The organism is Sedimenticola selenatireducens (genome assembly GCF_007625115.1).
In the GTDB taxonomy this organism is placed as follows: domain Bacteria; phylum Pseudomonadota; class Gammaproteobacteria; order Chromatiales; family Chromatiaceae; genus Sedimenticola; species Sedimenticola selenatireducens_A.
Map to the genome: position 1 here is coordinate 507,891 of NZ_VMNH01000005.1, position 23,492 is coordinate 531,382.

A 23,492-nucleotide genomic window follows, 5' to 3' on the forward strand; every position below is an offset into this window, starting at 1 on the left:
TCTTTGAGCTGGTGGGGAAAATTGGCCGGTGGTGCATTCGGCTTTATGGTAGGTGGGCCTATCGGTGCGCTGTTGGGCGCCGTCCTGGGCCACAATCTTGACAAAGGCCTCAAGGGGCTGGGAGCTGGTGAGCAATTTGCTCCAGGCGACCAGGAGCGGGTTCAGACCGCCTTTTTTACCACCACCTTCTCTGTCATGGGCGCTATTGCCAAGGCCGATGGCAGGGTGTCACCTGATGAGATTGCCCTGGCCAAGTCGGTCATGGCGGAGATGGATCTCAGTGGCGAGATGCGACAGGCTGCAATCAATCTGTTTAATCAGGGCAAGACGGAAGACTTCCCCCTGGATGAAGTCCTGGATCAGTTTCGTACGGAGTGTCACCGGCGCAATACACTGATTCAGATGTTTATCGAAATCCAGCTGCAGGCCGCCTATGCGGACGGCACGCTGGATAAGGCCGAGGAGCAATTGTTGCTGCATATCTGCTCCCGGCTTGGCATACCGGAATTTGCCTTCCGCAGACTGGAAAAGATGATTCGTGCTGAACGCCATTACAGTGGCCAGTCGGGTGGGAGGCGGCGAGCCGAGACAGCGCCATCAGGCCCGACCCTGAAGGATGCCTATGCCATCCTGAATATAGCCGCGGAGGCGAGCGATGCGGACGTCAAAAAGGCCTATCGTCGGCTGCTCAGCCAGCATCACCCCGATAAGTTGGTTTCCAAAGGGTTGCCGGAAGAGATGATGAAGATGGCGACGCAGAAGACCCATGAGATTCGCCAGGCCTATGAGAAGATCAAAGGGGCCCGTGGCCTCTAGTCTGTTCAGTAATCGGCGTAGACTTTTGTGTTGCCCTGGTGATCAAATGTCAGCACTTTATAAGGATCCTTGCGGCCTCCTTCCATGCCCGGAGAACCCATGGGCATGCCAGGAACGGCCAAGCCTGACAGGGCAGGTTTTTCATTAAGCAGGCGCTTGATCTCGGCGGCGGGTACATGGCCTTCGATCACATAACCGGATATTTCTGCCGTATGACAGGAGGCATGCTCCGGGCTCACACCCAGTGACTGTTTAACCTGATTCATGTTGACCGTGTCATGGGCGGTTACCTCAAAGCCATTCTGTTTCAGGTGTTCAATCCAGGCACTGCAGCACCCGCAGGTGGGAGACTTGTAAACGGTAATGACTTCCGCTGCAGCGATTGTGACCCCGCTGAGCATTAGGAGTGTTGTGATAATCAGTTTATGCGGCGATGTCATCGTGTGTTTACCGGTTGTAATAGGGCATGGAGCTGTGACGGTTACTTAACTTCACGATCCCTTACGCCAAGCAAGTAGAGGATGCTATCCAGTCCAAGTGTTGAGATGGAGTGGCGCGCGTTCTCTCGTACCAGAGGCTTTGCGTGAAAGGCGACCCCAAGGCCAGCCAGGCTGAGCATCGGCAGGTCGTTGGCGCCATCACCCACGGCAATGACTTGCTCTAGGCTGATGCCCAGATCAAGGGCCATATCCTGCATCAGTTCGGCCTTCTTGGCCCCGTCAACAATCTCACCCTTCACTTCACCGGTCAACTTGCCGTTTTTAATATCCAGGGCATTTGCAGAGAAGAAATCCACCCCGAGTTTTTTCTGCAGATGGCTGGCAAAATAGGTGAAACCGCCGGATAGAATGCCAACCTGGTAGCCCAGTCGCTTCAGGTTAGAGATCAGTCTTTCGGCGCCTTCGGTAATGGGCAGATTGTCGGCGATCCCTTGAAGAACCGATTCATCTAACCCCTTCAGCAGGGCCATGCGACGCCGGAAGCTCTCATTGAAATCGATCTCGCCACGCATCGCCGATTCAGTGATTTCAGCCACTGCTTCGCCGACGCCTGCGGCCTTGGCCAGTTCATCTATAACCTCTACCTGAATCAGGGTAGAGTCCATGTCAAAGACAATCAGGCGACGATTACGGCGATATAAGTCATCCGCCTGGAAGGCGACATCGACCTCATCCTGGTTACTGATCTCCAGCAGGTCCTGTCTAAGGGCGCTAAGATCATTCGTTTCTCCCCTTACGGTAAACTCAACACAGGCACGGCGATGCGGGTTTGCGCTGCGCAGTGAGAAGCGTCCAGAGAGGCGGGTTATGCTATCGATATTCAGGCCGTGTCGTGATACGACTTGGGCGACATGGGCAATCATCGAGGCTGACAGTTTTCGACCCAGTAGGGTGATGATATAGCGTGGTTTACCCTGCTGCCCGACCCAGCGTTCGTATTCATCCTCATCAATCGGGGTGAAATTGATCTGCAAGCCCAACTGATGGGCCTGGAACAGCAGGTCTTTTACCACAGGGCCCGATTGGGCTTGGGGTGGTATCTCCAGCAGCATGCCGAGTGATAGGTGATCGTGAATGACGGCCTGTCCGACATCGAGAATGTTGACCTGGTGATCCGCAAGCACACCAGTCAATGCGGCGGTCAAGCCCGGGTGATCCTTGCCGGTAACATTAAGCAGGATAATTTCACGCATAATATTAACAGGCCCTAGATAGTCTCGCCGTCATAGAGATCGGGGACAAGATTTGGCGGCATCTGCAGATGGTAGCCGAGTGTCTTGAGGTTGTTGATAACCTTGCTGACATCCTCCCTGGCAAGATAGCGGTCAGGATGCAGCTCAAGTTCCATTACCAGGTGTGGATTGCCGAAGCGTTTCATCAGGGCTTCAGGGAGTCCTGCAAAGTCATTTTCATTGGCGAGATAGAGATACATCTCATCTTTCTTGCTGCTGCGATAGATCCAGCAGGGGGTGGTCTGGCTGTCGGTATCGGTCATGGTATTGAGTTCGGGAAAAGAGGCTATTCTAACCTGATTTGTTTGATTGCGCAGAGATCAGCTGTCGTTTATCCGTGGCGTTGAGCTGCTTCAGTTCCCATTCTCGCCGGCTGGCTGTCGACCGGCAATCGGCCGGCTCAGAATAAACCAGCACAATAGGGCGTCGAGCGCGGGTGTATTTGGCCCCTTTGGGGCTATGGTTGTGCTCGTGCAGGCGGCGTTCAAGGTCGGTGGTTATGCCGGTGTAGAGGGTGTTGTCGCTACACTGCAGAATATAGATGTACCAAGTTGGCATGCGTCAGTGTAAGCGACCTGACCGCGAACGGCCAGGTCTTGGCTGATTTAGAAGAAGTCTTCCTCAGAAATCGACATGGAGGCCTTACCCTCCACCTTGCCACTCTCGGCGAGTCGAATCTTCAATGAGAGATTATTGCGGGAGTCAGCATTGGCCAGTGCCTCTTCGAGGGTAATATTCCCTTCTTTGTAGAGTTTGTAGAGGGCTTGGTCAAAGGTCTGCATGCCGCGCTCTGTGCCTTGCTCCATCGCCTCTTTGACTGCGTGGATATCGCCTTTCTGGATCAGCTCGGCCACAAACGTGGTGAGTAGCATGATCTCTACGGCAGGGACACGCTTGCCATCTTTACTTTTCACCAGTCGCTGTGAGATGACCGACTTCAGGTTCAAGGAGAGATCCATGTAGAGTTGATGGTGCGCAGAATCAGGGAAGAAGTTGACGATGCGATCCAGTGCCTGGTTGGCGTTGTTGGCGTGCAGGGTAGAGAGGCACAGATGACCGGTTTCGGCATAGGCGATCGCGTGTGACATGGTCTGCCTGTCACGGATCTCACCAATCAGAATCACGTCAGGGGCCTCACGCATGGCATTCTTCAGGGCGACCTCATAGGAGAGCGTATCCAGGCCAACCTCGCGTTGATCCACCACGGATTTCTTATGGGTGTGCAGAAACTCAACCGGATCTTCAATCGTTAGGATATGTCCGGTTGCGTTGGCGTTTCGATGGTCAATCATGGAGGCCAGCGTGGTCGATTTACCTGAACCCGTGGAGCCTACAACCAGGATCAGTCCACGCGGCATCATGATCAATTCTTTCAGCGACTGGGGCAGCTTCAGGGCTTCAATGCTGGGGATATCGCCCTTGATATAGCGAATCACCATGGCCACATCGCCACGCTGGCGGAATACGTTGACACGGAAACGGCCCAATCCGTCAATAGAGACAGCCAGGTTACACTCCATGGTCGCTTCAAATTCCTTGACCTGATCATCACTCATGATGGAATAGGCCAACTTGCGTACCGCACCATGCCCCATCGGGGTATCACCAATGGGCATGGTACGCCCCTCGGCCTTCAGATTGGGTGGTGCACCTGTGCTGAAAAACAGGTCAGAACCATTTTTCTGAACCATCAGCTTCAGGTAGGGAATAATCTCCATAATTTAATTTCTCCGATCGGGCTGGCCCATTACTCATTCTTGTTTCATTATAGGCGGCAGATTTTACTAGGAATGAAGGGCGGGTTTGAAAAATAAGTGTGACGGCGGTCACAGCTGATTGGTGCGCACACCCTTTCCGGTCTTTTTGAAGAGTGGCCATGCCTGCCCAGGATCGATCATGCTATTACTGAGAAGGAATATTCATGGGTGAGATGACACTCAGCAGTCTCTATTTTTATCCGGTTAAATCGCTGCGTGGTATCGCGCTGGAAAGAGCCCCTGTAGATGGGCGGGGTATTCACTTTGATCGACACTGGATGGTTGTGGATGCCAAGGGTGATTTTGTCACCCAGCGTCAGCTTCCGCGCATGGCTTTGATACGAACGGCACTGACACCGATGGGTTTACGGCTGACAGCCCCGGAGCAGATGGATCTGGATATTGCGTTTGAGCCTGAACAGGTTGAACAGCAGATTGTTCAGGTGTGGGGTGACAACTGCCTGGCACAGAGCGCGGGTGCGAAGGCCGCAGCCTGGTTGAGTCAGTTTCTGGGTCTGGACTGTCGACTCTTTTTTATGCCGGAGTTAACACATCGGGTGGTTGATCCTGCTTACGCGGCGCCTACTGATCAGGTTGGTTTTGCCGATGGTTTCCCTTTCTTGTTGATATCGGAGGCTTCACTGGCTGATTTGAATCAGCGTCTGGAGCAGCCGTTGCCAATGCTGCGCTTTCGGCCGAATCTGGTGGTGTCGGGTTGCGAACCCTATGCGGAGGATAGTTGGAAACGCATTCGTATTGGCGAGTTGACCTTTAGAGTCGCAAAGCCCTGCTCGCGCTGTGTGATACCGACAATCAATCCTGAGACTGCGGAGAAGTCTGTCGAACCACTTCGAACGTTGAACAGTTATCGGCGCGAGGGCAATAAGGTCTATTTTGGCCAAAACCTGTTGCATGATGGTGTTGGTGAACTGAAGACCGGCATGTTGGTTGAAGTGCTGGAGTGATCGCTTGATTATTCGGGTATCAGGTTGGTAATGCGGTAGTGGCCCCCTTTCGGGGAGAGTCGCTGCTGAAGGCGTGGCAAAAGTGCTTCTAACTCTTTGGGCAGCGTCCAGGGTGGATTAATAGCAAGTATTCCGCTGCCTGTCATGCCGCGATCCGCCGTGTCGGGTGAAAGGCAGAGTTCAAATTGCCATACATCCCTAAAGGGTCGCCGCTGTATCTGTTGGATCATCTTATCGATCTGTGCGCGCTGCACCACCGGATACCAGAGCAGATAGGTGGCATTGGGCATTCGCTTGTATCCCTCCTCCAGGGAGCTAATGACTTGTTGGTACTCCTGCTTTACCTCAAAGGAGGGATCCATCAGGACTAAGGCACGGCCTTTTACTGCGGGTAGCAGCGACCTGAGTGCCTGGTGTCCGTCACTCTGTACAGCCTTGATCCTTCTGTCGGCGGAAGCCCATTTTTCCAGCAGCGGGAAATCGGTCGAGTGCAGCTCAAACAGACGAATCTGATCGAGAGGGCTTAACAGGTCAGCCGCGATTTGGGGTGATCCGGGATAGATTCCCTTGGCGAGATGCCTGTTCAGCACTTCCCCGTAGGGTGAAAACGCTGGGTCTAACAGATCCGCTTTAATGGCGCCGGCGCCTAACGCGTATTCCCCCGTTTTCAGGCTCATGGCATTGTTGAGTGGATAGCGTCCCGTGCCCGCATGGGTGTCGATATAGAGTATCGGGGTCGGCTTTTGAGTCATGTACTCAATGGTCTTTGCCAATACCAGGTGCTTGAGTACATCGGCAAAGTTACCGGCGTGAAAGGCGTGTCGATAGCTGAGCATAAGCTGATCCAAAGCTAAGATGAAACGAACAGTCCTGTGTTACACAAAACTGTTCACTATTTTCGACGAAGATTATTACTTAATAATCAGCCTGCAGATGGAGCTGATCCAGGCTCTTCCGCCTTTTTAACCCGAATCTTGTTGCCCGCTAGGTCATGGCCATTGAGCATCTTCATGGCGGCCTTGGCTTCACCTGGTTTCGGCATATTGATAAAGCCAAAACCTTTCGAGAGACCGGTCTCCTTATCCAGAATAATGGTACAGGACTGTATCGATCCATAAGGCTCAAACAGGGCTTGCAGTTCCTCTTCTGAGGTTGTGCGGGGTAGATTGCGTATCAGGAGTTTCATGGGGATGACCGTTTCGATGGGATGTGTAGGTAATTATACCGCTCTATTCTGGGCACACTGAAAATAATTGTGTCGAGTGCTTCGATGGGTGTGTCTAGAGTCTTAGGCGCGCTCGTTGTGCAGTAAGGTTTCTGCTTCTTCCAACGCCTCACAGGCCATGAGCCAGTGCTCTTCTGCTTCATTCAGCTGTTGGGTGACTTGGGTCTTTTCGGCCAGCCGTTTTTTGAGTGTCTCTTTCTGGCTGGCGTCATAGATGGCTGGGTCGGCCAGTGCAGACTCAAGTTTTCGGGAATGACTGTTCAGGTCATCCAGCTTCTTTTCTAGCTGTTGCACTTGGTTGCGAAGCGGTTGTAGCTGTTTCCGACGCTCGGCTTCCAGGCGTTTTTTCTCTTTACGTGCCGTAGCGCTGTGTTCAGTGTCGCTGTTGTTGCGGTCCTTTCGCAGATCGGCTGAACGATTTTCTGCCAGCCAACGCGGGTATTCGTCCAGGTCGCCCTTGAACTCATCCACGTTTCCGCCATGCACCAGCAATAATTCGTCCGTTGTAGTACGCAGCAAGTGTCGGTCGTGTGAGACCACGACCATGGCGCCTTCGAACTCTTGCAGTGCCTGACTGAGGGCGAAGCGCATCTCCAGGTCAAGGTGGTTTGTCGGTTCATCCAGCAACAGTAGATTGGGCCGCTGATAGACAAGCAGCGCCAGCACCAAGCGCGCCTTCTCCCCTCCTGAGAAGGGGGCGACCGGGCTGTCGGCCCGTTCACCGGCAAAACCGAAACCACCAATGAAGTCCCGCATGGATTGTTCAGTGGCCTTCGGGTCCAGTCTCAGCAAGTGGGCCAGGGCACTCTCTTGCGGATTTAACTGGTCTAGCTGATGTTGGGCAAAATAGCCGATCTTGAGATCCTGTGCCGTTTCGCGCTTGCCGCCGCTGGGTGCAAGTTCATCAGCGAGCAGTTTGATCAGGGTCGATTTGCCTGCGCCATTGGGTCCCAGGAGTCCAATGCGGTCGCCAGGAGACAGATTGAGATTGACCCGATTAAGAATCTGTTTATCACCATAGCCGGCCGATGTTTCCAGCAATTTGAGCAGTGGATTAGGGATTTTATCGGGTTTTTTGAAGCTGAAGTGGAACGGGGAATCCACATGGGCTGGGGCGATCAGCTCCATCCTCTCCAGCGCTTTGAGTCGACTCTGGGCCTGGCGTGCCTTGGTGGCTTGGGCGCGGAAGCGATCGACATAGCGGCGTATATGGGCAACTTCCCGCTGCTGCTTTTCAAACGCCGACTGTTGGTTGGCGAGCCGCTCGGCGCGAATCCGCTCAAAGGCCGAGTAATTACCGGTGTAGAGCGTGATCCGCTCTTGTTCCATATGCGCGATGTGGCTGGTAACGGCGTCCAGAAAATCCCGGTCATGAGAGATCAGTAACAAGGTGCCGGCGTAGCTTTTCAGCCACTCTTCAAGCCAGATAACCGCGTCCAGATCGAGATGATTCGTCGGCTCATCAAGTAACAGCAGGTCAGAGCGGCACATCAGCGCACGGGCCAGATTCAGTCGCATTCGCCAGCCACCCGAGAAGCTATTCACCGGATGCAGCTCTTCTCCGGGCTTGAAACCGAGGCCATGAATCAACCGGGCGGCGCGGGATTGGGCCGTGTAACCACCGATAATGTCGAGCCGGTTATGCAGCTCGGCGACGCGCTCCCCTTGGTGGGCCGTCTCCGCTTCGGCCAATTGCCTTTCTACTAGCCGTAACTCCTCATCACCGTCCAGAACATACTCCAGGGCGGTTCGTGGATCGGCTGGAGTCTCCTGGGCAACATGGGCAATAACCCAATCTTTCGGGCAATAGAATTCACCCCCGTCGGCGTGCAGTTGGTCGCGTATCAGGGCAAACAGGCTGGATTTGCCGGTACCATTGGCGCCCGTCACGCCAACCCGCTGTCCTGGGTGGACGATAAAGGTGGCGTCGTAGAAGAGCGGTTTGATCCCGCGGCGCAGGCTGAGTTTGTCGAATCGGAGCATGGCGGCGGATTCTACCCTGTTATCCGGTAGAACGGGAGCACCCATGCTGTTTTATCTTTGCAGGGAATAATCAGGGATTACTGGGTATTGCCTGGGTTCGTGCGGCCAGTACGTTGTAGCCCTTGAGCTGGTATTCGGCGATCTCAATGGAGCGGTCATAGTGGCTATTTAGCTGGGCTATTGCGGTTTTTTCGCCCCGCTCCCAGGCGCGTCTGGCAAAGGCCTCGGAGAGGGCAATGAAGATACGCTGTGTCTGATAATGGGCCTGGTCACTATTTGGCTGGTGCGTTTGAAGTCGGTTGATTACTTGAAACTTTTGCAGTAGTTCTGCGTGATAAGCACGGTTGTAGAAGAGATTGGCAATGGCTGATTCGCCGCAGTTCTCGGCCACCTGCCGCATCAAGTGGGGCGTGTAATCGGCGCTATGGGAGAAGGGGTTATTACAGTCTTTGTGGTCAGCAATGGCGGGACTCATCGTTATTACAAGGCCCCCAATCACCCCCAGGATCAGAAGAATACGAAAATTCATGCTACACCTCGCGCCCGTCAGTCGTTCTTTTTCAATGTCTTAGCTTTCAGTGTAGACAGAATATTTCAGATTTGTGTAAACAAAGGTAACGGGTGAACGGGATGCATTGGGAGTACTAGGCCTTACGATCCAGGCTGCGGTAGCTGATCGCTTCACCCAGATGGCTGGGTAAGATCTCATCTGAGGTGTCGAGATCAGCAATGGTACGGGAGAGGCGTAGGATGCGATGATATGCCCGCGCGGAGAGGCCAAGCTGCTCCATGGCGCGCTCAATCAGATGGCGTGTATCAGGTGTCAAGACACAGCTCTCTTCCAGTAGGCGTCCTACCAACTGGCTGTTTGGACAACCGCTGCGGCTTATCTGGCGCTGGCGGCACGCTTCAACACGCTGGCGTACCTTGTGACTGGGTTCTCCTTGGTTGGTAGGCCGGCTGAGTGTCTGGGTGGGTAAGCGAGGGACCTCAATGCTCATATCAATTCGGTCCAGAAGTGGGCCTGAAATTCTCCCTCTGTAACGTGTGACCTGCTCACTGGAACAACGACAGCTTCTTCCGCTGGTGTCGCCAAGATGACCGCAAGGGCAGGGGTTCATTGCGGCAATCAATTGAAAGCGTGCAGGAAACTGCTCCTGCCGTGCGGCGCGGGAGATCGTGACTTGGCCGCTCTCCAGTGGTTCACGCAGCACCTCCAGGACCTTTCGGTCAAACTCGGGCAGTTCATCCAGAAACATTACGCCATTGTGGGCGAGTGAGATCTCTCCTGGACGCGGATTACTGCCTCCACCCACTAAGGCCACGCCTGAGGCGGTATGGTGAGGAGCGCGAAAGGGGCGCTTCTCCCAGTCGGTGGCGGAAAAGCCCAGATTACTGATTGAGCGAATCGCCGCGGTTTCCAGTGACTCCTGTTCTGTCATTGAGGGCAGGATGCCAGGCAGACGACAGGCAAGCATCGACTTCCCTGTGCCTGGTGGGCCTACCATCAGGAGACTGTGATTTCCCGCTGCGGCAATCTCCAGTGCACGCTTCGCACGTTCCTGTCCGCTGACCTCAGCAAGGTCTGGTTGGGCTTGAATAGGGGCAGGGGGTTTCAGTCCGCTGTAGGGGGGGATGCCTTCTTCACGTATCAGGTGCTTGCAGACAGCGAGCAGATGATTGGCGGGGTGTATGGGAATGTCGTTAACCAGCGCGGCCTCTTCGGCACACTCGGCAGGGAGTATCAGCCCTCTACCGGCGGCACGTGCGGCCAGTGCGACCGGGAGTACCCCTCTAACCGGTCGCAGGGCGCCAGATAAAGCGAGCTCTCCAATAAACTCGTGGCTGCCCAGTGCCTGAGTCGGAATTTGCCCTGAGGCGGCCAGGATACCCAAGGCTATGGGCAGGTCAAAACGGCCCCCTTCTTTGGGCAGGTCTGCAGGTGCCAGATTTATGGTGATGCGTCGTGCAGGGAACTCAAAGCCAGAGTTGATCAAGGCGCCGCGCACACGATCCTTGCTTTCACGTACAGCCATCTCAGGGAGCCCTACGATGGAGAGTGCGGGCAGGCCGTTGGCTAAGTGAACCTCAATGGTTACAAGTGGGGCATTGATGCCGCTACGTGCGCGGCTATGGAGTGTTGCGAGAGACATGGTCACCTTCCGTGGTGTGTGTCCAACCGATCTTCAGTGGTCGGTTATGAGTATCGAGGGTATTAACCGTTTTGGGCGATTTTCTCTTCCAGTTGAGCGATCTGTTTTTCCAGGGCCTCTAGTTTTTCCCGGGTCCGTAGCAGTACGGCGCGTTGAATTTCAAACTCCTCTCGTGTCACCAGTTCCATGTGACTGAGGCCGGCCTCCAGGGCTGAGCGGAGATTTTTCTGGAGATCTTCCTGCAGTAGTTGCAGACCGACAGGTACGCTGCCGGCAACCCGCTTGGCGAGGTCATCAAGTAGTTTGGAATCAATCATCCGCGCAAGATAACCAGGTCGGGCCCTGTTGTCCAGCCCAAGTCCGGTAAATCTCGGGAGGAAGGGCGGAGATGGAGTGCACTATTATGGTGCATTCATCCCGCAAGGCCTCTAAAAGGTGCATTGATTATATTGTGATTAAGGATTAATTAAGTATAACCAATTGATATTTAATTAAAATTAACTCTTGGCACGGGAGGTGCAGAAGAGAGGGTAATCCGGGCCGTCTGGTTCCGGTCTATTAACCAGAATGGCTAACCATCTCAAAACAGCAGGAGAATATGTAATGAAATTGGTTTCTGCAATCATCAAGCCTTTTAAGCTGGATGACGTTCGCGAGGCATTATCCGAGATCGGCGTATCCGGTATTACCGTCGTCGAAGTCAAGGGCTTCGGCCGTCAAAAGGGGCACACAGAACTCTATCGTGGCGCGGAATATGTGGTCGACTTTCTACCCAAAATCAGGGTGGATGTCGCGATCGCAGCCGATCAACTCGATCAGGTCATAGAGGCAATCACCGAGGCGGCCAGAACCGGCAAGATCGGCGATGGAAAGATCTTTGTTTCCGAGTTGCAGCAGGTCGTACGTATTCGTACCGGTGAAACGGGTCCAGAAGCACTGTGATTCTTTTCTTGATCTAATTAGAGGTTTAACACGATGGAAGACATACTCAACCTTCGATACGCCCTGGATACCTTCTACTTTTTGGTGTCAGGTGCGTTAGTTATGTGGATGGCGGCAGGGTTCGCCATGCTTGAGGCGGGCCTGGTGCGAGCCAAGAACACCGCCGAAATTTTAACCAAGAACGTCGCTCTGTACGCGATTGCCTGCATCATGTATATGCTGATGGGTTACGGCATCATGTACCCAGAGGGTGGCAATGGGGTCATACCGTCATTTGATTTCTCCTTCATGTTGGGGGGTGATAACGACCCAGCTGCTGTCCTGAAACAGGATGCTGCAGGTTGGTATGACGGTGATTACTACTCTGGCATGTCAGACTTCTTCTTTCAGGTGGTCTTTGTGGCTACCGCTATGTCCATTGTCTCAGGTGCCGTGGCAGAGCGTATGAAGCTGTGGAGCTTCCTGATGTTTGCCGTTGTAATGACCGGCTTCATTTACCCTATGCAGGGTTACTGGAAATGGGGTGGTGGTTTCCTGGATGGACTCGGTTTCCAGGATTTTGCAGGCTCTGGTGTGGTGCATCTTGCGGGTGCCTCGGCGGCTCTGGCGGGTGTATTGCTGCTGGGAGCACGTAAGGGCAAATACGGACCCGATGGTCAGATTCGGGCTATCCCCGGTGCCAATATGCCCATGGCTACGCTAGGTACCTTTATCCTGTGGATGGGCTGGTTTGGTTTCAACGGCGGATCGGAGTTGATTCTCTCCAATGTGGGTGAGGCAAATTCTGTAGCGGCTGTCTTTGTGAACACCAATGCGGCGGCGGCCGGTGGTGTGGTGGCAGCATTGCTGACGGCCCGCGCCATCTTTGGCAAAGCGGATCTAACCATGACCTTGAACGGCGCCTTGGCTGGCCTCGTGGCTATTACTGCTGAGCCGTTGGCACCCAGCCCTATTTGGGCAACAGCGGTAGGTATTATCGGTGGTGTGTTGGTGGTTTTCGCCATCCTGTCACTGGATAAACTGAAGATTGATGATCCTGTCGGTGCTATTTCGGTCCATGGTGTTGTCGGTATGTGGGGTCTGTTGGCTGTACCCTTCTCGAATGCGGACGCCACGTTTGGGGCGCAGCTCACCGGTCTGCTGGTGATCTTTGGCTGGGTATTTGCGGCCAGCTTCCTGGTGTGGATGATCATCAAGGCGACCGTGGGTATCCGGGTCTCTGAACAGGAAGAGTACGAAGGCGTGGATATCAGTGAGTGTGGTCTGGAAGCCTATCCAGAGTTTGTCGGATCAAGAGGTTCGGGTCTCTGATATTGAGCTTCTCAATGTGGAAGATTTGGGCGCCCTTGTGGCGCCCTTTTTATTATCATGTGTATAAATAGTGGAACATTCTCCTCTTATCCGTAGAATCAGGGTTATATTTCAATTCCTAACTGTGGTGTGAATGAGCGGCAAAGATAATAAATCAACGGAATGCCCCGTTGGCGAGAGCCAGTGCGCGCATATTGATGCATTGCTGCAACTCCAGCGAGATCATGAAGATCTTGCTGAGCTAGTTCTTACGGATCCCTTAACCCGGCTGTTCAATTATCGGCATTTCAGTCAGTCTCTGGATCAGGAGTTAGAGCGTACCCATCGAACCGGTCATCCGACGGCGCTGATCATGCTCGATCTGGATCACTTCAAACGTGTCAATGATGAGTGGGGCCACGAGGCCGGCAACCAAGTACTGCGTCAGACGGCAGAGTTGATGGTGTCGCTATTGCGCAAGATCGATATCCCTTGTCGCTATGGGGGTGAAGAGTTTGCCTTGATCTTGCCGGGCACACCCCTTCCCAGGGCGGTGAATGCCGCTAATCGACTGCGTGTGGCGATCGAAGAGTCGCCAGTAATCGTGGATGAACGGCCGCTGTTTATCACGGCGAGCATGGGTGTGGATGTCTATATGCGTAGCAGTCATTTTTCTGCCGAAGCCTTTGTGAAACAGGTGGACAGTCTGTTGTATCAGGCCAAGACATTGGGGCGGAACAGGGTGTCTCATCCCGATCTGGATAGCCTCAAGCCGAAGGGGCAGGTTGGAGTGGAAGAGAAGGCTGCACTGTATGGATCAGATTAGCCTGTATGGGGGCGACTGACAGGGAGAGGTGGCAGAAAGTATGCGTGGGAATAGGATTTTTAGCTGTTTAATCATTATGCTCAGTCAAGCTGGGCTGCCGGCTGCCGACGCGGCGGTTTACCGATGGACGGATGAGCAAGGGCGGGTTCAGTATGGCGATCGCCCTCCCCTCGATACAAATACCGATGAGATTAAAATAAAATCCACTCCGACATCCCGTAGCGACGCTACAAATAGCTCTCCCAGTGAATTGGAGCGCAAGGAACTGCGCCAAAAAATGCTGGATAACTACCAGCAAGAGCGTGAGGAGAAGCGTCAGGCGCGGAAAAAGCGGGAGCAGGAGGCCGCTCGGCAAAAGATGCGCTGTGTAGAAGCAAAAGACCGCCTACGGGATTATGAGGATTCCACGGCACTTTATGATCTACAGCCCGATGGAAAGCGGGTCTTTCTTACCAAGGAACAGTTCCAGGCCGAAATGGCTGCGGCTAGAGCGGCGGTGAAGAAATTATGTGGCGCGGGTCATTAGTCAGCCACTTTTGATCGCTTATTTTTGTATTTTCACGTTTTATCCCTCCATATACCGGTCCAGCATCGGGTATCATACGCCTAATATTTTTTCGGCCTTGTAGATCACTATGAAAAAAATGCATGTCGTGCCTCAGGATTATGGAATTCACCGTTGGGGCGATGGGTTCTTTGGTATTAACAAGCAGGGGCATGCCACTGCCCATCCCATTCGTGACGGGGATGTTGAAATTGACCTCTACCGATTGGCTCACGAGGTCAAAAAGACGGGGCTCTCCTGGCCGGTTTTGGTTCGTTTTACTGATATTCTGCACGAGCGTGTCTCCTCTTTGTGCGACTGCTTTGGCAGTGCGATGGAAGAGTTTGAATACACTGGGCAGTACATGGCTGTTTATCCCATCAAGGTGAATCAGCAGCGTAGCGTGGTTGAGGAGATTCTGGCCAAGAAAGAGGGGCATGTCGGTCTTGAGGCGGGCAGCAAGCCGGAGCTTTCAGCCGTGTTAGCCCACGCCCCGGTTGGTGGTGTAATTGTCTGCAATGGTTATAAGGACAGTGAGTATATTCGGCTTGCCCTGATCGGTCTAAAGATGGGGCATCGTGTCTACATTGTTATTGAAAAGCTCTCTGAGCTGGAGCTGGTGTTGGCTGCTGCGGACGAGCTTCAGGTCGAGCCTTTACTCGGTGTTCGGGTGAGGCTCTCTTCTTCAGGGACCGGCTATTGGCAGGATTCAGGTGGGCAGAAATCGAAGTTTGGCCTGACCGCAATGCAGGTGTTGAAGCTGGTCAATCGCCTGCAAGCGGTCGACAAGCTGGATCGGCTTCAACTACTGCACTCCCATATCGGGTCACAGATTCCCAATTTGCGTGATATCCGTCGTGGAATGAGCGAGGTAGCGCGATTTTTTGCCGAACTGTATCGCTTGGGCGCGGAGATCAAGGTGGTTGATGTGGGCGGCGGTCTCGGTGTTGATTATGAGGGGACCAGTTCACGCCATGATTGTTCCATGAACTACAGCATGGAGGGTTATTCCCGCGAAGTGGTTAAGGCCATTGCAAGAATCTGCAGTGAAAAGGATCTTCCTCATCCGAATATTTTTAGTGAGTCCGGCCGTGCCATGACCGCGCACCACGCCATGTTGATGGTTAATGTCATCGACAGTGATCCCTCACCTGAGACACTGGATAGAATCTCCCTGCCAGAGGATGCCCCCGAGGTGCTCTGTTCACTCGCGGAGTTAGTCGGACTGGATGATTATTCAGTGACCGAACTGTTCCAGGAAGCCCGTCATGGTCTTGAAGAAGCCCATGATATGTTTGAGCGTGGGGAGTTGGACTTGCAGCAGCGGGCACTTGCGGAGGGTATATTCAATACGATCTGTAGTCAGTTGATGCCGCGGCTCAGCAGCAGTTCGCGACGGCATCGTGAATTGCTCGATCAGTTGCGGGAGCAGCTTTCGGATCGTCTCTTCTGTAATTTCTCTCTGTTCCAATCGCTGCCGGATGTCTGGGCAATCGATCAGGTATTTCCGGTGATGCCTTTGCATCGACTCAACGAAGAGCCCAAGCGGAGCGCTGTCTTACATGATCTGACCTGCGATTCAGATGGTTGTATCGAAAACTATGTCGATCAAGATGGCGTTGAGAGCACGCTGCCGGTTCATCATCTGATTCCTGGTGAGCCTTATCTGCTGGGTATTTTTCTGGTCGGAGCCTACCAGGAGATTTTGGGCGATATGCATAATCTCTTCGGTGATACAGATGCGGTCAACCTTGAGCTGGATGGTAAGGGTGGTTACCAACTGACACAGCCAGAGCAGGGCGATTCTGTGGATGAGTTATTGCGTTATGTCCATTTCTCCCCTGAGGTGATGCTGGAGAAATATCGGGAAAAGATGGCACTGGCAGGGGTGGGCCAGGAAGAGACCGAGGCATTCTTCAGTGAATTGGAGGCCGGACTTCACGGTTATACCTATTTCGAAGAGTGATTTTTTGGTTTAAGAATCACTCTTTGTTAGCCTTTGCGGGTGAACGCTTGGGTTCCTGGAATGCAGGCGGCTCAGTGCTGATGCTTCCCTGTGTGGTGTTAGTGTGCCAAAAGCCTTGGCGTATCATCTCGGTGATCTCATCAGCAGAGATGGGCTTGCTATAAAGGAACCCCTGCATCTCATCACAGTTCTCCTTGCGAAGGAACTGCATCTGCTCTTCTGTTTCAACGCCCTCGGCCAAGACGCGCAGATTCAGGCTGTGTGCCATGGCGATAATGGCTCGACAGATGGCCGTATCATTGGCGTTACTGGGCAGATCTTTAACGAAGGATTGATCAATCTTTAGCAGGTCGATGGGTAGTCGCTTCAGATAGCTAAGCGAGGAGTAGCCGGTGCCAAAATCATCGACAGCCACTTCCAGGCCAATATCAGCAAAGCGGCCTAACACCTCCTCCATGAATTCTGCGTTTTCCATCAAGCTGGTTTCAGTGATCTCCAGCTCAATGCTGTTGCCGCTGTGCTGACAACGGCCCGTAATGGCCTTGACCTTGTCAAAAAATTCCTGCTGCTTTAATTGCAGGGTTGATACATTGACTGCAATTCGTAGCCCTCTGATTCCCTGACTCCCCCAGCGTATCGCCTGCTGGGTGGCGATTTTCAGTACCCGCTCACCCAGTTGATGAATTAATCCTGTGTTTTCGGCAACACGGATGAAGGTGCCGGGTGAGATCACTCCCATCTCCGGGTCGTTCCAGCGGGCTAGTCCTTCCAGGCCCACAATGGCACCGGTGTGCAGATCAAATTGGGGTTGGTAGAGTAGCTGGATCGAGTCTTTCTCGATGGCCCTGCGCAGGGCTGTCTCCACTTCCATATTCCAGCGGAAGGGTTCACTCATGTTGGAATCGAATAGCTGATAATTGTTACCGCCCAATTCTTTTGCGCGATACATGGCGGTGTCGGCAAATTTAATCAGGTCATCGACTGTAGAGCCATTATCCGGGAACAGGGCAATGCCGACGCTGGGGGTTAGGTACAGTTCATGGGCATCAAGGCGCATAGGCGACTTGAAGGTATGTAAAATTTTCTCAGCAACCAATACGGCATCAAACTCTTCATTAATATCCTGCAAGATGATAGTGAACTCATCACCACCGAGTCGGGCCAAGGTGTCAGTCTGGCGGACACACTCCAGCATGCGTGTAGCAGAGAGTGATAGAACCTTGTCTCCTGCTGAGTGACCCAGGGTATCATTGATGTTTTTGAACCGATCCAGGTCAATAAACAGCAACCCTAATAGACGGTTATTCCTACCCGCATATTTAATGGCCTGCTCAAGGCGGTCATTGAACAATTGCCGGTTGGGCAGGCGGGTAAGGATATCGTAGTAGGCCAGGCGATGGATTCTGTCCATCACCTGTCGCTGACGCGCTACATCCGAGTAGATGCCGATAAAATGATTCGGGGTGCCGTTTGCAGTTTCCAGTGCGATGATATTGAGCCATTCGGGGAGAATGGTGCCACTCTTGTCGCGGTTCCAGATCTCACCTTGCCACTCACCTTTCTGGTTTATTTGGTTCCACATGTCGGTAAAGAAGCGGGCGTCATGATAGCCAGATTCTACCAGGCTGATGGAGTTGCCGATGAGCTCACCCATGGAGAACCCAGTATTCTTCACAAAGGCCGGATTGGCTGAGATGATGCGGCCTTTGTTGTCGGTTACAACAATGGCGTCGGGGCTGTTTTCGATCACCTTGGCGGCCAGCTTTAGCTGTGCCTGGGTATGCTGCCGTTCATCGAGAATGACCTTGCCTGCACATACTGTCGCACAGATAGTACCAAAATAGAGTTGTAGAAAGATGATTGCTGAGCTGTTCTCACCTATTGCAAAAGGGCCATTGCCCAGGGACGTACCGATCAAAGCTGAGACGGTAATAAATAGCATGATGATAGTGATCGTACGGAGACTGAACCTCAAGACGCCCCAGACCATCAGCGGAGCAAAGAGAAAAGTGACCGGATAGTGTTGCATTTCGGTTGGGAGATAGCCGCCAAAAAGTAGTCCGCACACCAATAATGTCGTGACCCCGATTCCCATGATTTCCAGCGGTGTTCGATTCAGCGAATTGAGCTCACTGCTTCGCCAGGCCAAAAGGAGGGGGGTGATGATCAGGATGCCAACAGAATCGCCTACCCACCAGATGGCAATAGAGCGTGCCAGTGCATCGGAAGTAATTATCCCATAACTCCAAAGCATCAAATTGCCCACAATGGCACTGAACAACGGGGCAATGGCCACGCAAAATAGCAGAAATTGGGTAAAACAGAGCGGTCTGGTCAGGAGTTTGCGTGGGTCAGAAAACTGAAGTATCAACCAATAGCCAATCGTCGTCTCTAACAGCACCCCCGTGGTGATTCCGGCGCTGACTACCCAGGTATCGTTCGTCAGTAGGGTTGTGGCAATAGAACCCAGCAGTATTCCGGGGAGCACTTTGTAACCGTGCAGAAGGATGCCGGCAAAAGCGATGCCCGAGGCAAACCAGATGGGTGAAACCTTTCCCTCGAAGAATGCGAACTGCATACTGATCTGCGCAGCGGCAAAATAAAGCAGGCCGTAGATCAGCCAGGGTGGTATGCGAGTGGGTCGGGTAACTTCCTGTATCATTTTTATTGCGCTCTAGTGCCTGCTGGTGGACGCATTAGTATCAAGCCAGTACATCAGGCAATTCAGTTAAAGAACCTAATGTCAGGTGGGGTGTTTTTCCCCAAGGGTCGAAGTGATTGCTCTCAGAGCGTCTGATCCAGGCCGCTTGAAGGCCAACCTCCATGCCCCCCAGCAGGTCAAATGGATTGCTTGATACCAGCCAGCAAGCGTTGGCCGTGGCATCACTTCTGTTTAAAAAGTGTTTATATACCGCTGGATTTGGCTTGAATGTCCGGATCTCGTGGACACTGACGATATCGACAAATTTATTGCGGATGCCTGCTGAAGTGAGGAGCGATTCAAGATCGTCAGGAAGACCATTCGAGAATGCGAAGAGTCGATGACCTGCCGCATTCAGCCGACTTAGGGCATTCGCCGTGTCTTCGAATACTGGCAGATGCCGATACGCTTCAAGCAAGGCCTGTTTATCGGCTTCGCCAATCGGAAGCATCAATTGGGTTGCGGTATATTCAAGTGCTTGCCTTGTGCAGACGGAAAAGTCGACATAATCTTCCGTTAGCCCGCGTCTGAACGAATACTCCAGTTGCTTGTCTCGCCAGCGGCTGGAGAAAAGTGCTGCCTGGTCACCCACCAGCCGAGAAAGGCTCTGAGTGATACCGGTTGTATCGATCAGTGTGCCGTATACATCAAAGGCAAAGGTCAGTGACATGAGGTCTCCTTTCTCACTTCATTTGTCCTATTTAACACACCTGGATATGGGGAGAAAAGCGTTTATTCTCATTTATTTACTTCGTCATGGTTGAAGTAAATGCCATATGTGCAAGGGTAAACTTAGTATAGGGTATCCGACACAGGGTGGTGCTTTTTGTGTGCGCTGATTCTATTTTTGCGCGCCTGTATGTACACCTAAGTCGGATGGGTCGGGTATCTGTCCAGGGGGCAGATAGGTTATCCTGCCGTTTCTATTACTGACACCTGAATTGAAGAGAGATGATGGCTTTAGATGCCCCTTTTATACTTGTAGATGGCTCATCCTACCTGTTTCGTGCCTATCACGCACTCCCACCCCTGATGAATTCACGTGGAGAGGCAACGGGTGCGATTGTTGGTGTCGTCAATATGTTGCGCAAACTCATAGGCGAATATAAGCCGACTCACATGGCCGTTGTGTTTGATGCCCCAGGTGGTAGTTTTCGCAATGAGCTGTATGACCAGTACAAGGCGAACCGTCCGCCCATGCCCGATGATCTGCGGGAGCAGATTGAGCCACTACACCGTATTGTTGAGGCCATGGGTTTGCCTCTACTGATGATTCCAGGCGTCGAAGCCGACGATGTAATTGGTACGTTGGCGACCCAGGCTTCCCAGCAGGGGATGCATACCCTGATTTCAACGGGTGATAAAGACCTGGCCCAGCTGGTTGATGATCACGTCACCCTGATCAACACCATGAATGACAGCCTGCTGGATCGGCAGGGCGTGATGGAAAAATTTGGGGTGAGGCCGGAGCAAATTATCGATTATCTGGCATTGGTAGGGGACTCGTCGGATAACATTCCGGGTATTCCCAAGTGCGGGCCCAAGACAGCAGTCAAATGGTTGAGTGAATATGGCTCCGTTGATGACCTGAAGACACATGCGCAAGAGATCAAGGGTAAGGTGGGTGAGTCTCTGCGAGAAAACCTAGATCAGTTGGCGCTCTCCCAGCAACTCACTACCATCAAATTGGACCTCGAACTGTCGCAAGCGCCAGAAGATTTACGCCCAAAATCTCCAGATTTAACAGCACTGCGTGATTGGTACGCCCGAATTGAGTCCCGCCGGCTGTTGGAGTCAATCACTCAGACAGTCAGCGAAGATGGGCCCCATCAATCTGCTGAGTCGCCAACGCCGGAACAGCCGTCGGGTACGGATTATCAGGTAGTGTTCGAGCAAGCTGCATTTTCCGCCTGGCTTGAGCGTCTTGCGTGTGCAGATCTTTTCTCTTTTGACACGGAGACCACCAGTCTGGATTACATGGAAGCGGAGATCGTCGGTGTGTCGTTTTCAATCGTGCCGGGTGAGGCGGCCTATGTGCCAGTCGCACACTGCTATCCCGGTGTACCAGAACAATTGGATCGGGATTGGGTTCTCGGGCAGTTGAGGCCCATCCTGGAAGATCCCGATGTGATCAAGGTAGGGCAGAATCTCAAATATGACATGAGTGTTTTGGCACGCTACGGAATCATTATGCGCGGCATTGGCTTTGACACCATGCTTGAGTCTTATGTGCTGGACTCTACGGCGACCCGGCATGATATGGATTCCCTGGCTGAAAAATACCTGGGTGTACAGACAATAAAATTCGAAGAGGTGGCTGGGAAGGGGAGCAAACAGCTCAGATTTGATCAGGTGCCTTTGGAACAGGCTGGGCCCTATGCCGCAGAAGATGCCGACATCACCTTGCGTTTACACCAGGTGCTGTGGCCTCGTCTTCAGTCAGAGACCAAACTTGCGGCACTGCTGCAGGATTTGGAGGTGCCCCTGGTGCCCGTACTTTCGCGGATTGAGCGTTGTGGTGTACGCATTGATGCGGCTTTATTGATGAAGCAGAGCCATGAGTTGGCGGGGAAGATGCACGAGCTGGAGCAACAGGCCTATGCCTTGGCCGGCCGCAGTTTTAATCTCAGCTCGCCCAAGCAGATTGGCCAGATCTTTTTTGAGGAGCTGGAGTTGCCGGTTGTATCCAAGACGCCTAAAGGGGCTCCCTCCACGGCCGAGTCGGTACTACAGGAGTTGGCTGATCAAGGTTATGAGCTGCCCGCGTTGATCTTACAGCATCGGGGCTTTTCCAAGTTGAAATCGACCTATACGGACAAGTTGCCATTGATGGTCAATCAGCAGACGGGTCGTGTGCACACCTCTTACCACCAGGCGGTTGCTGCTACGGGACGTCTCAGTTCATCCGATCCTAATCTGCAAAACATTCCGATACGCAGTGAGGAGGGGCGGCGAATTCGCCAGGCCTTTATTGCGGAGTCCGGTTATCGGGTTCTGGCGGCAGATTACTCCCAGATCGAACTGCGTATCATGGCCCATCTTTCGGGAGATGCTGGCTTGTTGAAGGCGTTTGCAGCGGGTGTGGATATTCACCGGGCGACGGCGGCCGAGGTATTTGGTGCCGATGATCCAGAAGGGGTGACACCGGAACAGCGTCGTTCCGCAAAAGCGATCAATTTCGGTCTGATCTATGGCATGTCGGCCTTTGGCTTGGCCAAGCAGCTCGGTATTGAGCGCGGCGCTGCCCAGAGTTACGTCGATCTCTATTTTGATCGCTATCCAGGTGTCAGGGCCTATATGGACAGGATGCGGGCAGAGGCCCATGAGAAAGGCTATGTAGAGACGGTGTTTGGACGACGATTACATCTGCCGGAGATCAACGCCAGAAACAAAATGCGCCAGGCCGCCGCCGAGCGAACGGCGATTAATGCCCCCATGCAGGGTACGGCCTCCGATATAATCAAGCGCGCCATGCTGGCAGTGGATGGCTGGCTTGAAAAGGAACGGCCGCCGGTGCGGATGATCATGCAGGTGCATGATGAGTTGGTGTTTGAGGTGAAAGAGGCGTATCTGGAGCAGGCTGAGACCCAGATCAGGGGCTTTATGGCGTCCGCGGCGACCCTGGAGGTGCCGCTGGTGGTGGATATCGGTACGGGTGAAAACTGGGACGAGGCGCATTGACCGAGTATTTTGGTTGGTATTGAACTATTAGGGAATTCTGCTATCTCAATATATAGCGCCAGCTGGCGCGGTCACTTCTCCCCAAGTGACCTGTCCCCGACGACCCCATGTCGGGATCTAGGACCCTGCTCACCTTGACTCCCCTTGGGTGGCAGGGTCTTTTTTTGTCCAGGGATGGACTTATGCCGCGAAGGCCATGGAGGGCCGGGAGCGGCGTTGCAGGGATGGACTTGTCACAAAGGTCACGTTCGGCGACTTGCCTCAGGTTGTTTCATCGGTGTTGTTTTTCGCTTCCGTTCCCTTTGGCTGCAGATCCAGCCAGCGATCCAGAACCTGATGGGCCTGATCAATTCCCTGGCGCTTCAATGCTGAAAAAAGCTGAGCAGAGTGAATGCCGTTCATCTCCTTCAAGGCCTTTTTTACCTGTAGAAGGCTTTTGGCGGCAGCACCCCGTTTTAGTTTGTCGGCCTTGGTCAGCAGGATGTGTACCGGCAATTGGATGGAATTGCTCCACTCCAGCATCTGTAGATCAAACTCTTTAAGGGGGTGACGTACATCGGCCAGGAGTATCACCCCCCGTAATGATTTGCGCTGCTCAAGATAGGCCGCTAGCTCGGCTTGCCACTGTAGTTTGATCTTCTCGGCAACCTTGGCATAACCATAACCGGGCAGATCCACCAAGCGGTGCTCCTCATCCAGGGTGAAAAAGTTGAGTAGCTGGGTGCGTCCCGGCGTTTTACTGGTTCGCGCCAGGCTTTTTTGTTGGCAGAGGGCGTTGATAGCGCTGGACTTTCCGGCATTGGAGCGTCCGGCGAAGGCTACCTCGGCACCAGTATCCGGTGGCGATTGTTCCACTTTGGCGGCACTGGTCAGGAATTTTGCTTGGTGATAGAAAGGGTTCATCAGTTTCG

22 protein-coding genes are annotated in these 23,492 nt (G+C 53.2%); 8 read left to right on the plus strand and 14 right to left on the minus strand.

Annotated features, from left to right (window positions below; genetic code table 11):
• Positions 1–3: 3 nt before the first annotated feature.
• Positions 4–816 (plus strand): co-chaperone DjlA, encoded by an 813-nt coding sequence (djlA, locus tag FHP88_RS06155; protein ID WP_144358131.1) that lies wholly within the window; start codon positions 4–6, stop codon positions 814–816.
• 5 nt (positions 817–821) lie between these two features.
• Here the strand turns inward: djlA and FHP88_RS06160 are convergent, their stop codons facing one another.
• The 5 genes from FHP88_RS06160 to FHP88_RS06180 are packed head-to-tail and all read right to left on the minus strand — an operon-like array spanning position 822 to position 4,266.
• The gene (locus FHP88_RS06160) at positions 822–1,256 is read right to left on the minus strand and encodes a DUF411 domain-containing protein (RefSeq protein ID WP_144358132.1); all 435 of its coding nucleotides are present in this window, start codon (positions 1,254–1,256) and stop codon (positions 822–824) included.
• Between the two features lie 41 nt (positions 1,257–1,297).
• On the minus strand, positions 1,298–2,509 hold the full coding sequence (serB, locus tag FHP88_RS06165; protein ID WP_144358133.1) for a phosphoserine phosphatase SerB: 1,212 nt from the start codon (positions 2,507–2,509) through the stop codon (positions 1,298–1,300).
• A 14-nt stretch (positions 2,510–2,523) separates the two neighbouring features.
• Positions 2,524–2,811: a YcgL domain-containing protein gene (locus tag FHP88_RS06170; RefSeq protein ID WP_144358134.1), complete on the minus strand. Its 288-nt coding sequence runs from the start codon at positions 2,809–2,811 to the stop codon at positions 2,524–2,526.
• Positions 2,812–2,839: 28 nt separating this feature from the next.
• Positions 2,840–3,106: a GIY-YIG nuclease family protein gene (locus tag FHP88_RS19530; RefSeq protein WP_144358135.1), complete on the minus strand. Its 267-nt coding sequence runs from the start codon at positions 3,104–3,106 to the stop codon at positions 2,840–2,842.
• A gap of 47 nt (positions 3,107–3,153) precedes the next feature.
• Positions 3,154–4,266 (minus strand): PilT/PilU family type 4a pilus ATPase, encoded by a 1,113-nt coding sequence (locus FHP88_RS06180; RefSeq protein ID WP_144358136.1) that lies wholly within the window; start codon positions 4,264–4,266, stop codon positions 3,154–3,156.
• A 203-nt stretch (positions 4,267–4,469) separates the two neighbouring features.
• On the opposite strand from FHP88_RS06180, the gene FHP88_RS06185 reads away from it, so the two are divergent.
• A complete protein-coding gene (locus FHP88_RS06185) occupies positions 4,470–5,270 on the plus strand; it encodes an MOSC domain-containing protein (protein WP_144358137.1) in 801 nt (266 codons plus the stop codon).
• Between the two features lie 8 nt (positions 5,271–5,278).
• Here FHP88_RS06185 and FHP88_RS06190 read toward each other — a convergent pair whose 3' ends face one another.
• From FHP88_RS06190 to ubiK, 6 genes are all read right to left on the minus strand, one after another.
• Positions 5,279–6,106, minus strand: a complete 828-nt coding sequence (locus FHP88_RS06190) for a 23S rRNA (adenine(2030)-N(6))-methyltransferase RlmJ (protein ID WP_144358138.1) — start codon at positions 6,104–6,106, stop codon at positions 5,279–5,281.
• Between the two features lie 86 nt (positions 6,107–6,192).
• Positions 6,193–6,456, minus strand: coding sequence for an RNA recognition motif domain-containing protein (locus FHP88_RS06195; protein WP_144358139.1), 264 nt, complete (start codon positions 6,454–6,456; stop codon positions 6,193–6,195).
• A gap of 102 nt (positions 6,457–6,558) precedes the next feature.
• Entirely contained in the window at positions 6,559–8,478 is a 1,920-nt protein-coding gene (locus FHP88_RS06200) for an ATP-binding cassette domain-containing protein (protein WP_144358248.1), read from the minus strand.
• Between the two features lie 70 nt (positions 8,479–8,548).
• Positions 8,549–9,007 (minus strand): hypothetical protein, encoded by a 459-nt coding sequence (locus tag FHP88_RS06205; RefSeq protein WP_144358140.1) that lies wholly within the window; start codon positions 9,005–9,007, stop codon positions 8,549–8,551.
• 115 nt (positions 9,008–9,122) lie between these two features.
• The gene (locus FHP88_RS06210) at positions 9,123–10,631 is read right to left on the minus strand and encodes a YifB family Mg chelatase-like AAA ATPase (protein ID WP_144358141.1); all 1,509 of its coding nucleotides are present in this window, start codon (positions 10,629–10,631) and stop codon (positions 9,123–9,125) included.
• 62 nt (positions 10,632–10,693) lie between these two features.
• Positions 10,694–10,948, minus strand: coding sequence for a ubiquinone biosynthesis accessory factor UbiK (gene ubiK / locus FHP88_RS06215; protein ID WP_144358142.1), 255 nt, complete (start codon positions 10,946–10,948; stop codon positions 10,694–10,696).
• Between the two features lie 286 nt (positions 10,949–11,234).
• Between ubiK and glnK the strand changes: the two genes are divergently transcribed.
• The 5 genes from glnK to speA all read left to right on the plus strand — a co-directional run bounded on the left by glnK (position 11,235) and on the right by speA (position 16,199).
• Complete coding sequence (glnK, locus tag FHP88_RS06220; RefSeq protein WP_144358143.1) at positions 11,235–11,573, plus strand: P-II family nitrogen regulator; 339 nt, start codon at positions 11,235–11,237, stop codon at positions 11,571–11,573.
• A 33-nt stretch (positions 11,574–11,606) separates the two neighbouring features.
• Complete coding sequence (locus FHP88_RS06225) at positions 11,607–12,884, plus strand: ammonium transporter (protein ID WP_144358144.1); 1,278 nt, start codon at positions 11,607–11,609, stop codon at positions 12,882–12,884.
• Between the two features lie 133 nt (positions 12,885–13,017).
• The gene (locus FHP88_RS06230) at positions 13,018–13,689 is read left to right on the plus strand and encodes a GGDEF domain-containing protein (protein ID WP_144358145.1); all 672 of its coding nucleotides are present in this window, start codon (positions 13,018–13,020) and stop codon (positions 13,687–13,689) included.
• Positions 13,690–13,765: 76 nt separating this feature from the next.
• The gene (locus FHP88_RS06235) at positions 13,766–14,215 is read left to right on the plus strand and encodes a DUF4124 domain-containing protein (protein WP_186297628.1); all 450 of its coding nucleotides are present in this window, start codon (positions 13,766–13,768) and stop codon (positions 14,213–14,215) included.
• A 109-nt stretch (positions 14,216–14,324) separates the two neighbouring features.
• Complete coding sequence (gene speA / locus FHP88_RS06240) at positions 14,325–16,199, plus strand: biosynthetic arginine decarboxylase (RefSeq protein ID WP_144358147.1); 1,875 nt, start codon at positions 14,325–14,327, stop codon at positions 16,197–16,199.
• 16 nt (positions 16,200–16,215) lie between these two features.
• Here the strand turns inward: speA and FHP88_RS06245 are convergent, their stop codons facing one another.
• Positions 16,216–18,861 carry an EAL domain-containing protein gene (locus tag FHP88_RS06245; RefSeq protein ID WP_144358148.1) on the minus strand — a complete coding sequence of 882 codons (2,646 nt, stop codon included), beginning with the start codon at positions 18,859–18,861 and terminating at the stop codon, positions 16,216–16,218.
• 40 nt (positions 18,862–18,901) lie between these two features.
• Positions 18,902–19,570, minus strand: a complete 669-nt coding sequence (locus FHP88_RS06250) for a haloacid dehalogenase type II (protein ID WP_144358149.1) — start codon at positions 19,568–19,570, stop codon at positions 18,902–18,904.
• Positions 19,571–19,854: 284 nt separating this feature from the next.
• On the opposite strand from FHP88_RS06250, the gene polA reads away from it, so the two are divergent.
• A complete protein-coding gene (gene polA, locus FHP88_RS06255) occupies positions 19,855–22,581 on the plus strand; it encodes a DNA polymerase I (RefSeq protein ID WP_144358150.1) in 2,727 nt (908 codons plus the stop codon).
• Between the two features lie 261 nt (positions 22,582–22,842).
• On the opposite strand, the gene yihA is transcribed toward polA, so the two are convergent.
• Positions 22,843–23,484 (minus strand): ribosome biogenesis GTP-binding protein YihA/YsxC, encoded by a 642-nt coding sequence (gene yihA / locus FHP88_RS06260; protein ID WP_144358151.1) that lies wholly within the window; start codon positions 23,482–23,484, stop codon positions 22,843–22,845.
• Between the last annotated feature and the right edge of the window lie 8 nt (positions 23,485–23,492).